The organism is Actinomyces respiraculi, assembly GCF_014595995.2.
In the GTDB taxonomy this organism is placed as follows: Bacteria; Actinomycetota; Actinomycetes; order Actinomycetales; family Actinomycetaceae; genus Actinomyces; species Actinomyces respiraculi.
The window spans coordinates 2,086,361-2,099,884 of the sequence record NZ_CP063989.1 but is presented as its reverse complement, the minus strand read 5'-3'; the positions used below and the strand labels follow the sequence as shown (position 1 = coordinate 2,099,884).

Below are 13,524 nucleotides of genomic sequence, written 5' to 3'. Positions count from 1 at the left end.
CAGCGCTCGATCTCGTTCGGTTAAGGAGCGAGATCGACTTGTGGGGAACGAGATCAGAACCTGAGGAACGAGATCGATGGCAGTAGTCGAGTCCTCTGTGGGCCGCGACGGGCGCCGACCGCGCTCAACCAGGCCCGAGCACGCCCGCCGCGCTCAACCAAGCCCGACCACGCTCGACCATGCCCGGAGCCTGGCCCGGTTTCTCGGACGGTTTGTGTTGGTTGAATCATGCTGTCGTGACGGTGGTGTGGTGGGCTTCGAGCTCGTGGGGCGACGGGATCCCGATCCCGGAGTGTCGGTATCGGGGGTTGTGCCGGCCCTTGATCCGCTCGAACGTCGCCGATTGCGCACCCCGTAGACGCCGTGGTCCTCGGCATGGACCGGCGTGAGCTCCTCCACGAGGGTCTCGTCCGTGCAAGGCCCGGGTGCAGGCCGGGCGCATCCTCGCGGCCCGGTAAGCCGAGCGAAGGTGATGAGACCACACCTCTGTCGCGCCCAGCACCCGGCAGAGCGGCCCGGGCCCCGAGACGATCACGGTGCTGGTCGATCAACCGGGTCATCTCGTCATGGGGCGGCCTGGCTCCGCCGCGAACAACACCGGTGCCCCTGCGCACAATCTCGCTCACGCGACGCAGCTCGAAGTCCTCCCGGCGCAGCCAGCGGATCTCCTCAGACCCTCAGGTGCTCACACCAGGGGGCCTCGCCCCCATCGATGCGACTGTGCTTCCATCAGCTGCGCAGCGCGTAGGGGCCAGACCCCGCCAAGAGCCTCACCCACCGCGGTACAGGCAACCCAACCCGAGCACTGCCCGCACTGGACCCTGTCCTCGATGAGCCTCAAGGCACGAGCCCTGAACCCGGGGGAGTACCCAGAGCGATGTGCCGTGCCATCACAGGCTCCCGGCCCGAGCCTTAAACCGTGGGGCGTACGGGCGTACACCTCTGGGGCACGTCCCGACCCTCCCTTGAGGAAGAAGGCCCGAACAAAACCCCGAACACTTCAGTGCGCCGTCGGGCGGCGACGACGTGACATGATTCGGCTGCGCCCGGTTCCCGTCATCATCCTGTCTGCGGTGCGCCACGCGCGGCGATGTCCGTAGCGGTGCGTGATGGGAGCCCGTGTCTGCGCCGCCACGCGCGGGCGGGGGTGCGAATCATTAACCCGTGCCGGTGGGCACGTGCGAGTTAGGAGGCCTGGATGGCCAACGATCTGGTGGAAGGGGCCGTTGAGGGCGTCCTTGACGCGATTGTCGACAGGACGTTCGTCGAGGAGGAGCCGCTTCCAGCCGAGGCCGAGCTCGCCCGTTTCCTACGGGTCTCCCGTCCGACCATGAGGGAGGCGGTGAGGAACCTGTCCATGGGCGGGGTCCTCAACGTGGTGCACGGACGGGGCACGTTCCTCCTTCCCCGCTTCCGCTGGAGGGAGCTGCGCTACCTCATGTACGTGGCTGCCCACGAGGGGCGCGTGCGGGAGGTCGAGCTGGACCTGATCGGTGTCGAGGAGATGCTGGAGGTCGGTGCCGTCCGCCTGGCTGCGAGGCAGCGCTCCGAGGCGGACCTCGATGAGATGCGCCGCTGCTTGGAGGAGTACAAGATCGCGGCCAAGACCGATGACATCCAGGCGCTGGTCGGCTTGGATCACGCCTTCCACGACGTGATTCTGGGGGCCACGGGCAATCAGTTCGTCGCCTCGACGATGCACCCCTTCCGGGACGCCCTGCTGGGCGCCAGATTTCGTGCCACGGAGTCCGGTGAGGTCCGGGTCAAGGTGATCTCGCAGCACCGTCGGATCCTGGAGGCGGTGGAGGCCCAGGATGCCGAGCGGGCCGCCGAGCTCATGCACGAGCACATGGCGCAGATGCGCAAGGACCTCCTCACTGCCAGGGAGCGCCGCGGTGGGGAGCTGTCGGAGAACCTCTGAAATCTCTCGCCCCGGCAAGGCGCGGGCGGGGCGCCGGAGGGTGTGTTCAGGGGCACACCCTCGTGGTAACCTCTAAGACCTCAGAGGTCTAAGTTCCGCGGTGAAGGAGAGCAGTGTGGCTACCCTCAGCGAGATCGTCGCGCCCTATCCGGCCGCCCCCGCGCTTACGGCGCTCGACGTCAGGGAGGCGGCCCGGGCGGTGGGAGCCCCCCAGCCGTTCTTCGTCGTGCTCGACGACGACCCCACCGGGACCCAGTCCGTCTCGGGGCTCCCGGTCCTTACCTCGTGGGCCCAGGAGGATGTCGCCTGGGCCTTGGGCGGGGATGCCCCGGCCGTCTACGTCATGACCAACTCGCGCTCCCTGCCCCCCGAGCATGCCGATCGCATCACCCGTGAGGTCGTGGCCGCGGCCACGACGGCGGCTGCCGCCATGCGACGGCGCCTGGCCTTCGTCAGCCGCTCCGACTCCACCCTGCGCGGCCACTTCCCCCTGGAGCCGCAACTCATCGCCGACCTGCTGGAGGAGGCTGGCCAGCCGGTCGATGGGATCATCCTGGCGCCCGCCTTCCCCGAAGCGGGCCGGGTGAGCGTGGGAGGCATCCACTACACGCGCATCGGCGAGGACTTCCTGCCCAGCGGCGAAACCGAATTCGCCCGCGACGCCACCTTCGGCTACACCGCCTCCTCGCTGGCCGCCTGGGTCGAGGAGAAGACGAGGGGCGCCATTAGGGCGGACGAGGTCCTCACCCCGGACCTGACCGAGCTCCGCACCCGCCCCGAGGCACTGGTGGGGCTGCTCATGTCGGCCAAGGACCAGCAGGTGATCGCCCCCGACATCGCCTGCGAGCAGGACCTGCTGGCGTTGTCCCTGGCGCTCATCGCCGCCGAGGCCCGGGGGCGCACCTTCGTCTACCGGGTCGGACCTCCTTTCATGCGGGCGCGCCTGGGACAGGAGGTGCGCGCCCCCCTGTCCGCCCAGGAGGTCGAGGCGCTGCGCTCGCCGGAAGAGGGTGCCGACGGCCGGGGTGCCGCGAAGCCCGAGGCGGTCGGCGGCCTAGTGGTCGTCGGCTCCCACGTGGCCCTGACCACCAGGCAGCTCGAGCGCCTCGTGGCCGACTCGGGGGTGCCGGTCCTGGATGTGGAGGTGGGCAAGATCCTCGACCCGGTCAGCAGGGATGACCACCTCAAGGACGTCATCGCTCAGGCCGTCGAGCTCCTGGGGCAGGGCACGCTCGTCGTGCGCACCTCGCGGACCCTGGTCACGGGCATCAACGCCGAGGACTCCCTCGAGGTCTCCCGCCGGGTGTCCACGGCCGTGGTGGAAACGGTGCAGGGGATCATGGGACGGATCCGCCCGCGCTTCGTCCTGGCCAAGGGCGGGATCACGTCCTCCGACGTCGCATCCCGGGGGCTGGGCATCCGGCGCGCCCAGTGCGTGGGCCCGATGCTGCCGGGGATCGTCTCCCTGTGGGCGGCCCAGGACGGTCCGGCGCGGGGCGTGCCCTACATCGTCTTCCCCGGCAACGTCGGCGATGAGCACGCGCTGGCGGCGGTGGTCAAGGTGCTGCTCGGACAGGACTGAGGCCCCGGTCCACCTCCCGTCGGTGTTCCAGCGCCCGCCCCGCGGGTGCCGCGTCCGGGCGGTGGTGAGGAATCTGACACTGCTCAGTGCTCTGAGGTGGTACACTCTCGCCGCAGGTCTCCACGAGAGACGCACAGGGCCGTGCAGGGGCACGGCCTGTTGGTGGAGCTCCTGCCGCATCGAATGATGAGAAGCAGGAGCAGTCATGTCGACAATGGTCGAATCCGTCAGTACCCCCGTCCTCGAGATGGTCCGCAGCCCCCTTGCGGACAACACCGTTGAGGAGCGCCACGAGACCACCGGCGGTTGCGCCGATGTCTCGGTGGTGACGACCGTGCTCGCCGTCCTCGCGATCCTGAGTATGTTCACCGCCTTCGCGGCCGTTGCCGGGTCCATGCCCGTGGTGGTCATCACCGCGCTGCTCTCGACAGTGGTGTGCGTGGCGACCGCCTTCCGTGAGCTGCGGCGCGCCGGAATGTGAAGCATCGTGCGCCGACGCCGACGCCGCTGGTGACGCAGTAGCTGGGATCGCCGCGGTAATCGCCGCCGTGCCACTGGCACGGCGGTGATTCCGTCTCAGGGGGCGCCTCTATGTGGTGTGTCAAGCGGCGGTGGGTAGTTGCTGGGCTGGTTGGGGGTCATAGAGGGAGCCGTCGCGGATCATGGCGTACAGGGTGAGGATGCGGCGGTGGGCGAGTGCGAGTATTGGGGTGGGTGGTGTTTCTTGGACAGGGGGAGATTTTCGTCTTCCTTTGATTCGGTAGGATGGATCCATGTCAAGGGCGAAGTACTCGGATGAGTTCAAGGAGCAGGTGGTGCGCGAGGTGATCGAGAAGGATCGCACGATCGCGTCGGTGGCAGCCTCCTGCGACCTGGTGCCCCAGACGGTGGGCAATTGGGTCGCGAGGTACAAGAAGGAGCACGGCAGCCAGAAGGAGAGGCAAACAGCCGCCGAGTCCGCTGCGATGGCCAGACTACGAGCGCAGAACCGCGAGCTGCGCCAGGAGAATGAGTTCTTGAAAAAGCGGCGGCCTGGCTCGCGAAGGAACAGCAGTGAGTCGGAAGTACGAGCTCACCGGTCGCGAGGAAGGAAACTACCCGATCTCCTCAATGAGCCTTTCTCACCGGGTGTGTTTGTTGAGGTTGCTGATGACGAGGGCTGTGGCGGTGATGTGGGTGATGGTGTGTGGGTCGAGGGTGAGGTGCTGGAGGGCCTTGAGGTGCTTGAGCATGGCGTTTGCCCTCTGGGCGGGGGCGCGCAGGGCGGTGTGGATGTGGTTGTGGGTGGCGTCGTCGGGGCAGGGGCTGGCGCCTTTGACGGGTGTGAGCACGCCGGTGCCGGTGCCGGGTGGCCTTTGTCGGCCAGGGTGGGCATGCCCTGGGAGGCGGCCTTGTCAGGGCGGGCAGCGCGTGGGCGCGCGCGGCGATCAGGTCATGGGTCGGTCCCGGCTCGACCGGCGAGACCCATACAGGCAATCCGGTGTGGTCGGTGACGACCTGGACGTTGCCCCCGAAGGCCTTGTGCTTGCCCGGGTACCACGAGTGGTTGCCCCGCTCGGTGCGGGCTACGACCCTGTCGGTGCGGATAAGAGTGCCGTCGAGGCACACGAAGGGCTCACCCTGGTCGTGCAGGTCCCTCAGGACGTCGGGCAGCTGTGGGGCGTGGCGGACGACGACCTGGAGGGCCTCGTGCAGGGACCTGTAGGCGGTCGCCGGGGACACGCGCGCGCCTGGTGCGAGGGTCGCCACGCCGGTGGCGTCGATCAACCAGCGCAGCAGCATCACAGCCTGCACCCAAGGCGTGGCGGCACGCTGGTGAGGCCTGGTGCCGTGAACGCGGCGGTGGGCGGCCAGCCAGGCCGACACGGTGCGCACGGGTAGCGGACGCAACGTCCAGGGTGGCACGACAGGACACCCGCGCGGAGCCTGCTTGCGAGCAGGTTTTCATTGGTCGAAAACAACTCTGACGCACGGCTCCGCGTGCCTTCGCCTACGACACACCCACATTCCCCCACCACCCCAACGATCCCCACCCCGGTGAGAAAGGCTCAATGTATGATGGAGACGTTGCGCGAGTTCGATGCGCGTGTGGAACTGTTTCAGACAAATTCTGTCCCTGATGAAGCCGAGTTCGGCCTTCCTGAATCACTGCAAAAAAAGTGTCCCCACGGGATGGCGTGTTGCTGCCCTTCCATGGGGCCACAGTTGCTTATTTTCTGGACGGTCAGGCTCGGGAACTCGTTGGAATGCTGGCTGACGACCTCCACGCTCAATTTGGCGGGTCGCTATCAGTTCCGCTGCCATTGGCGATGGCGCACGTCACACTCCATGATCTCCATGCCAGTCCGGAGCTAAGAACAGTGCGGCAGATGATGATGAACAGCGCAAAACCAGTTGCGGATCTCGTCGCTCAGGCGCGCGATATCGGATCTATTCAGACCACATGTACCGCGGTATTCAACATGATGAATACAAGCGTTGTCATTGGGGTCCGTGCTGCTGACGAGGGAGAACATCGTAAGCTGTTCGCGGCTCGAGCTCTATTTGATACGCTTGTTCCCTCTGGACCATTCACCCCTCACATCACTATTGCATACTACAGGCCAGCGGCTCCCACGCCATTGTCGCCGAACGAGTTCCGTCAGGCGCTTAGTGCCTGCATCGCGAAAGTTCATGGCAAGCCGGTCCTGCTTGCGCCGGAGCGTCTCCACGCCCTGCACTTCGACTCAATGGGTAACTATTGGGTGGTCCGGCCGTGACTCGAGTGGGAACATCCGGTATCGCAGTGGATGGAGTGTTCGCAGCGAGCCTAGTTGTGCAAGGTAGAGAGAACCTTGACTTGAAGCAGGAGGTAATTGCGAAGTATGTAAAGTCAGGCGAGCCTATTCGTTTCGAATATGATGAACCCTGCGGATGGCTATTTGTCTATGTTGTGGTGGTGTGGCCTGGGGTGTGTTGGCGGCGGGGTAGGGGTCGAGATCTTCCGATGATGGGAGCTCGTCATTGCGCCCACCCCAGTCCACGACTTGCGGGCAACCCCACGCCCACCCTGCGGGCGGGGGGTGGGGAGGTGGTCTGTTCGTTTGTTTGGACCACCTGCCGTCATTTGGACCACCTACGGACGCGTCTGGGGTGGTCCAAACGATCGAACGTGGTCCAAACTGATCAATGGCGCTCCACACAGCGTAACGCGGCCCCAGTGCTGTGATGAGGACCAGCCCGTCCGGGCCGGTCCACATCGATACCAACACGCTCGGCCGCATTCGCGACGGTGGAGGCTGGAGGGCTCACGGGCGTGGCTGGCGGTCCGCGTCGACCGCGCAGTGGGCCAAGGACCGGAACCCCGCCGCAAGGGGACGGGCCTAAGGACGCTGACCTCGATACGCCTAGCGGAGACCGGAACCCCGCCGCAAGGGCTCGGGCCGCCGGCGGCTACCGGTTGCCCGCACCACGCCACCGACGCCATCGACGAGCACTCGCGCCTGGTCTGCTGCGAGATCCCGGACGACCAGACCCCCGCCAGTTGCGTCCACAACCTCACGGGGAAGCACACCTAACCTGCCCATGGGTTCCAGAACGATCCGCGTCGTCGACCTCTTCGCCGGGGCGGGTGGCCTCACCACGGGGTTCCACACGGCGTCGTCGCGCTTCCGCAGCGTCGCCGCCGTGGAGATCGACCCGTATGCGGCCGCTTCCTACGAGGCCACCTTCGGGAAGAACTCCGTCTTTTCCGGTTCCCTCCTCGACTGGCTTGCCCAGGGCGACATGCCCCGGAACGTGGACATCGTCGTCGGCGGCCCGCCCTGCCAGGGCTTCAGCACACTCGGCAAGCAGGACGTCGAGGACGCACGCAACCACCTGCGGGAGCAGTATGCGGCAACCCTGATCGCGGTCGAGCCCAGGTACTTCGTCGTCGAGAACGTCCCCGCCTTCGGCAAGTCCCCCAGTACCGGGACTACAAGGCCACCACCGCGACCTGGCGGCCCCCGGGTGCCCAGAGCCCACGCACGGCCCTCACGGGACAGACGGGCTGACCCCCTACAGGACGGTGCACGACGCCCTGCTCGGCGTGCCCCGGTACCCGACATGGACGAGTGCTTCACCCAGGTCCGCACACCGGTGGGCCCACGGCAGGTGCCAGGGTCGTTCTCTCGACGCGAGCTGCACATCTCGCGGGACTACAGCGACATATCGCTCAAGCGCTTCGCGACGATCCTCGCTGGCGGCAACCGCTCCGACCTCCCGGACGATCTCAAGGCGCCATGCTGGCGCAGGCACACCACCGGATCGATGGACGTCATGGGCAGACTGCACTGGGACAGACCGTCGGTCACCATCCGCACCGAGTTCTTCAAACCTGAGAAGGGCCGCTACCTGCACCCCGTCGAGAACCGCGCCATCACCCACTACGAGGCAGCCCTCCTCCAGGGCTTCCCTGAGGAGCACCGCTTCATCGGCTCCGCCATCGCCCGCCAGATCGGCAACGCCGTGCCCATCCCGCTCGGCACCGCCATCGCCCGGCAGATCCTCAAAGAGCTCTGAACCGCAAGCACATCTGCACCGCTCACGTTGACCTTCGACCCCAGGGTGATCGAGCACCTGGGCTCGGTCACGTCCTTGGGTGTGCCGCAGCACTCCTTCGTCACGCCGTCGCCCTGCCGGTAGGCTGCCGGGGTGCGTGTCGTCATTGCCTCCTGCTCTGTGGACTACTCCGGCCGCCTGGACGCGCACCTGCCCCCAGCGCGCCGCCTCATCATGGTCAAGGCCGACGGCTCGGTCCTCGTCCACTCCGACGGCGGCTCCTACAAGCCGCTGAACTGGATGAGCCCGCCCGCGCGGCTGACCGAGGTTGAGCCCGACGAGGAGGACCTGGAGGTCGGCGTCACCGCCCGCTGGGAGGTGCGCGCCGCCAAGAGCGACGACCGCCTCGTCATCCGGCTCTTCGAGATCGTCTCCGACTCCAGCGTCGACCTCGGCGTCGACCCGGGCTTGACCAAGGACGGGGTGGAGGCCCACCTGCAGGAGCTGCTGGCGGACCAGCCCGATGTGCTGGGAGCCGGCTGGCACACCGTGCGCCGCGAGCACCCCACGCCCATCGGGCCCGTCGACCTGCTCGTGCGCGACGCCGACGGCGGCTCCTGGGCCGTGGAGGTCAAGCGCGTGGGCGGCATCGACGGCGTCGAGCAACTGACCCGCTACCTCAACATGCTCGAGCGCGACCCGCTGCTGGCCCCCGTGCGCGGGATCTTCGCCGCCCAGACCATCAAGCCGCAGGCCCGCGTGCTCGCCGAGGACCGCGGCATCCGCTGCGTCGTGCTCGACTACGACGCCATGCGCGGGCTCGACGACCCCGGCTCCCGGCTCTTCTGACGCGCCGGACCACCCCTCCGAAGGGATCCCCTGTGCCTCAGCCCGCCCCGGCCGCCTCCGCTGCCCCGGCCTCTTCTCCCGGCAGCACCCGGCTGGACCCCTCCTTGCTGCGCATCGTGGCCCAGGGCCTCGTGCCCGCCACGAGCGCGTCCGACGTCGCTGAGGCGGTGCGCCGCCAGCTGGCCGTCCAGGGACAGCAGGTCTCCGCCGTCCCGCACGCCCTGCTCTCACGCACCACGGGCACCCGGATACCGGACGTCGAGCGGGCCTTCGCCGACGGACAGCTCGTGCGCTCCTGGCCCATGCGCGGCACGGTCCACGTCACCACGGCTGAGGACCACCACTGGCTGCGCGAGGCCCTGGTGCACCGCTACGAGAACGGGATGTCCAAGGGCACCTCCTGGCTGGGGCTGACGGAGGCGGACATCGACCGGGCCGGCGAGACCGCCCTGGCGCTCATCGCCGCCGAGGGGCCGCTGCCGCGAGCCCGCCTCATCAGCGCCTGGGAGGAGGCCGGGCTGCTGGGATCGGGCGACGGCCAGGACTCCTCCGAGGTGGTCTCAGGGCGGCGCCGTCACCTCATCGCGCGCCTGCACTGGCAGGGCGTCCTCGTCCAGGGGCCTCGAGCGGCCAACGAGCACCTGGTGGTGGACGCCAGCGCCCTGCCGGGCTCCGAGACAGGACCGGGCGGCAGCGGTGGCAGCGCCCGTGGCAGTGACGGACACCGGGCTGCGCTGGCGGAGATCGCCCGCCGCTACGCCACGAGCCACGGACCGGTGACCGCAGCCGACCTGGCCCGCTGGACCACCCTGCCCGTGGGGCAGGCCGCCCAGGCCCTGGAGGACGCCGTCGAGATGACCAATGCCGTGGACTACGCGGCCGACGAGCCCGACGCCGCCGCGCGCGGGCTCGTGCCCCTGACCCGGGCGCGGGTGGGGGAGGGGACCCGTGGTGCACTGACCGTCACGGGGGCTGGAGGCTCGGCCTCGCCGTCGGCACGCGAACGCGGCTCGACCCTCTATCTGCGGGCCGACCTGCCCGACCTGCTCGCCGTCTCGTGGCGCCAGGCGCGTGCCACGCTGTTCCTGGCCTCCTTCGACGAGCTGCACGTGGGCTACAAGGACCGCAGCTGCCTGACCGATGAGGCGGGCGAGCGGCTCATCTGCCCGGGGGCCAACGGCATGTTCCGGCCGCTGCTGGTGGACCGTGGGCGTGTGGTGGCGGTGCGGCCGGTGGGGCAGGGGCTCATCTGGGACCCGGCGGCGCGGCGCTCGGCGCGTCTGGAGGCCGACGTCGAGCGGGCGGTCAGGCGGATGGAGAAGCGGCTGGCCGGGCGCGCGTAAGGGCGACGGACCGGATCCGGGGCCCGTGTGCACCCAGACCCCGCCGCCGGGCGCGCGTAAGGGCGACGGGCCTGACTCACAGCGGTGCGACTGGCTGGGCACGCGGCGGCCTGAGCTGACGCGTGCTGTGCGCGCCTCGTCGGCACCTCTCGGCGGTCCCGTCGCCCCTCGGCGGGACCCTCACCACGGGGCGTCAGACGTCAGATAACGCGTGGTTGGTGGGCGTATGCTCGCCACATGAGCACCGCTGCTTTCACCGGCCGAGTCGTCACCCCCTTCCAGATCATTGAGGACGGTCTCGTCGTCCTCTCCGGCTCCCACATCGCGTGGGTCGGCCCCTCCGAGGACGCCGAGCGCTTCGGCTTCGCCGAGGCCCTGGCCGGCGCTACCCCCGCCCCCGAGGGCGGCTGCATCCTGCCTGGCCTCGTGGACGTGCACTGCCACGGCGGCGGCGGCGAGTCCTTCCCCAACGCCGAGACCCCCGAGCAGGCGATGGTCAGCGTCCTCGAGCACCGTCGCCACGGCACCACCAGCCTCGTCGCCTCCTGCGTCACCGCCGCCCCGGACGTCCTCAAGGCGCGCACCAAGGTTCTGGCCGACCTGTGTGACGCCGGGGAGCTCGCCGGCATCCACTTCGAAGGCCCCTTCGTCTCTCACGAGCGCTGCGGCGCCCAGGACCCCACCTACATCATCGACCCCGACGCCGACCTGACCCGCGAGCTCATCGAACTCGGCCGCGGCCACGTCGCCACCATGACCATCGCCCCGGAGAAGCCCGGCATCACCGGAGACGACGGCGTCGTCGCCGCCCTCATCGACGGCGGGGCCCTGCCCTCCTTCGGTCACACCGACTCCGAGGCCGCCCCCGTGCGCGCCGCCATGGCCGATGCCTCCGAGCGCATCGGCGAGCGCATCGCGGCCGGGCTGCCCGTACGCTCGGGCCGCTCGACCGCCACCCACCTGTTCAACGGCATGCGCCCCATGCACCACCGCGCCCCCGGCCCGGTCCCGGAGTTCCTGGCCGCCGCCGTCAACGGCGACTGCATCCTGGAGATGATCGGCGATGGCACCCACCTGAGCCCCGCCATCGTGCTTGACATGTTCGAGTTGCTGGGGCGTGAGAACGTTGTCCTCGTCACCGACGCCATGGCCGCCGCCGGTATGGCCGACGGCGACTACGTCCTGGGCCCGGCCGCCGTCAAGGTCGAGGACGGGTGCGCTTACATTGCCGGCACGAACACCATCGCCGGTGGCACCGCCCACCTCATCGACGTCGTGCGCACCACCTGGAAGGGCGGGGTCGAGCTCGTCGACGCCGTCTTCGCCGCCTCCTGCCAGGGCGCCGAGATTCTGGGTGACGACTCCGTGGGTGCCCTCGAGCCCGGCATGTGGGCCGACGTCGTCGTCACCGACGCCGAGCTGCGGCCCGTGACCGTCGTGCGCCGCGGCGAGACGGTGGTCTGAGGCGGCACCGCCTGATCGCACTCTCCCCCTCATCGACACCGGCTGCCTACCGGTCTCGATGAGGGGCAGAGGTGTCATCCGGTCAGGCCGAGGAGGCGGCGGGCGTAGACAGCCTGGCCGGAGTGCTGGGAGGCGTCGTCGATGATCGACACCAGACGCACTCCGAGCGTCGTCGGTGGATCCCAGGCCTCATCGATGACCTCATCGAGCCGCGCCGCGTCCAGAGAGCCCAGGAACTCCGCGGCGACCGCGTAGACGGCGTCGAGGTAGCCCGTGAGCACGGACAGGTCACTGACCGTCACCTGCGCGGACTCCTCGGGCGTGTGCCGCCAATCCTCGGTGTCATCGGGCAGCGGTAGGCCGAAGCGCGTCGAGTGCCCGCCCGCCGTCCACTCCGGCTCCCGCCCAGCCAGGGGCGCGATCTGCAAGTCGATCGCCCGCGCCGTGTGCCAGGCGAGCCATGTGAGTGAATCGATCCGCGGTGCGAGCCCATCCACCGGCCGGGCATTGGCCTGCTCCACGCTTACGCCGTCCAGGGCCCGCTCCAGGCGCTCGCGCGAACGTCCCAGGGCGTCGATGAGCATCTTCCGCAGGACTTGCGCGTTCTGGTCTCCAGTCTCAACGATCATGACAACCTCCTCGCCCCCTCGCCGCGCCGAGTGCGCCGCACGGGATCAGGTCAAGGATATGGCGTCGATGCTCGTCACGATGAGCCCGTCTCAGCGAGGTGCGGACTGTTGATCAGGCGGGCTTCCGATCAGGCACGTACCTCGGTGAGGGTGCCGCGCGGTGCTCCTCAGGCGAAGACAACCGTGCGTCGGCCGTTGAGCAGCACGCGGTGCTCGGCGTGCCACTTGACTGCTTGCGCCAGGACCCGGCGCTCGACGTCCTGGCCCTTGCGCTGGAGCACGAGGGCGGAGTCGGCGTGCGAGGCGCGGGTGACGTCCTGCTCGATGATGGGGCCCTCGTCCAGGTCCTCGGTGACGTAGTGGGCGGTGGCGCCGATGAGCTTGACGCCGCGCTCGTGGGCCTGGTGGTACGGCTTGGCGCCCTTGAAGGACGGCAGGAAGGAGTGGTGGATGTTGATGACGTTGCCGCGCAGGCGCGTGCACAGGGCGGGGGAGAGGATCTGCATGTAGCGGGCCAGGACGATGAGTTCAACGCCCAGTTCCTCGACCAGCCGCAGCAGCTCGGCCTCGGCGGCCTCCTTGGTGTCGCGCGTGACGGGGACGCAGTGGAAGGGGACCTCGTAGAACTCGGCGACGTCGCGCAGCGTCTCGTGATTGCCGACGACGCCGACCACCTCGATCGGTAGGCCCTGGCTCTTGGCGCGGAAGAGCAGGTCGGACAGGCAGTGGCCCTCCTTAGACACCATGAGCAGGGTGCGCACGCGGCGGTCGGCCTCGTCCAGGGCCCAGGTCATCTCGTAGGTGGTGGCAAGCTCGGCAAGGTCGGCCTCGAGCTCGCCGCGCGGCACGCGGGTGAGGACGGCCACGCGCATGAAGAACAGGCCCGTCTCGTCGTCGCCGTACTGCTGGGACTCGGTGATGTTGCCGCCGCGGCGGGCGAGCGCGCCGGTGACGGCGTGGACGATGCCGGGGCGGTCCGGGCAGGACAGGGTGAGGACGAGGTGCTGCGCGTCGGGCACGGCGCCGGCCGTGGCGGGGGAGGCGGGGGATGCAGCGGAGGCGGCGGGGGAGGCGGAGATGGTCATGGCCGCAGGGTAGCCGGAGCGCGCGCCGGGCATCCGGAGCGCCCGCGGGGTAGCCGGAGTACCCGACACCCAGATGACCCCGCCGTCTATTGCGGGGGGAGCGCCCGCCGGGTAGCCGGAGCACCCGCCG

The 13,524-nt window shown here is 69.0% G+C and carries 10 protein-coding genes and 2 pseudogenes; 9 read left to right on the top strand and 3 right to left on the bottom strand.

What is annotated here, in order from left to right; translation table 11 throughout:
- Positions 1-1,198 precede the first annotated feature (1,198 nt).
- The 4 genes and pseudogenes from ID810_RS08755 to ID810_RS12845 all read left to right on the top strand — a co-directional run.
- On the top strand, positions 1,199-1,921 hold the full coding sequence (locus ID810_RS08755) for a FadR/GntR family transcriptional regulator (protein WP_166855802.1): 723 nt from the start codon (positions 1,199-1,201) through the stop codon (positions 1,919-1,921).
- 115 nt (positions 1,922-2,036) lie between these two features.
- The gene (locus tag ID810_RS08750; RefSeq protein ID WP_166855800.1) at positions 2,037-3,503 is read left to right on the top strand and encodes a four-carbon acid sugar kinase family protein; all 1,467 of its coding nucleotides are present in this window, start codon (positions 2,037-2,039) and stop codon (positions 3,501-3,503) included.
- A gap of 205 nt (positions 3,504-3,708) precedes the next feature.
- Positions 3,709-3,984, top strand: a complete 276-nt coding sequence (locus ID810_RS08745) for a hypothetical protein (protein WP_166855798.1) — start codon at positions 3,709-3,711, stop codon at positions 3,982-3,984.
- A 292-nt stretch (positions 3,985-4,276) separates the two neighbouring features.
- Positions 4,277-4,501 (top strand): annotated as a pseudogene (locus tag ID810_RS12845) (transposase); the annotation flags it as partial.
- 123 nt (positions 4,502-4,624) lie between these two features.
- Here the strand turns inward: ID810_RS12845 and ID810_RS08735 are convergent.
- Positions 4,625-5,451: pseudogene (locus ID810_RS08735) on the bottom strand (transposase family protein).
- 421 nt (positions 5,452-5,872) lie between these two features.
- Here ID810_RS08735 and ID810_RS12500 point away from each other — a divergent pair.
- The 5 genes from ID810_RS12500 (at position 5,873) to ID810_RS08710 (ending at position 11,680) form a co-directional block, all read left to right on the top strand.
- Positions 5,873-6,262 carry a 2'-5' RNA ligase family protein gene (locus ID810_RS12500; RefSeq protein ID WP_243856563.1) on the top strand — a complete coding sequence of 130 codons (390 nt, stop codon included), beginning with the start codon at positions 5,873-5,875 and terminating at the stop codon, positions 6,260-6,262.
- Positions 6,263-7,067: 805 nt separating this feature from the next.
- Complete coding sequence (locus tag ID810_RS08725; protein ID WP_166855796.1) at positions 7,068-8,045, top strand: DNA cytosine methyltransferase; 978 nt, start codon at positions 7,068-7,070, stop codon at positions 8,043-8,045.
- Positions 8,046-8,177: 132 nt separating this feature from the next.
- Positions 8,178-8,873, top strand: a complete 696-nt coding sequence (gene nucS, locus ID810_RS08720; protein ID WP_166855794.1) for an endonuclease NucS — start codon at positions 8,178-8,180, stop codon at positions 8,871-8,873.
- 32 nt (positions 8,874-8,905) lie between these two features.
- A complete protein-coding gene (locus tag ID810_RS08715) occupies positions 8,906-10,216 on the top strand; it encodes a winged helix DNA-binding domain-containing protein (RefSeq protein WP_166855792.1) in 1,311 nt (436 codons plus the stop codon).
- A gap of 237 nt (positions 10,217-10,453) precedes the next feature.
- Complete coding sequence (locus ID810_RS08710; RefSeq protein WP_166855790.1) at positions 10,454-11,680, top strand: N-acetylglucosamine-6-phosphate deacetylase; 1,227 nt, start codon at positions 10,454-10,456, stop codon at positions 11,678-11,680.
- Positions 11,681-11,754: 74 nt separating this feature from the next.
- On the opposite strand, the gene ID810_RS08705 is transcribed toward ID810_RS08710, so the two are convergent.
- Together ID810_RS08705 and purU are read right to left on the bottom strand one after the other, a co-directional pair.
- The gene (locus tag ID810_RS08705) at positions 11,755-12,309 is read right to left on the bottom strand and encodes a DinB family protein (protein ID WP_166855788.1); all 555 of its coding nucleotides are present in this window, start codon (positions 12,307-12,309) and stop codon (positions 11,755-11,757) included.
- A gap of 167 nt (positions 12,310-12,476) precedes the next feature.
- Positions 12,477-13,394, bottom strand: a complete 918-nt coding sequence (gene purU / locus ID810_RS08700; RefSeq protein ID WP_166855786.1) for a formyltetrahydrofolate deformylase — start codon at positions 13,392-13,394, stop codon at positions 12,477-12,479.
- Positions 13,395-13,524: the final 130 nt, after the last annotated feature.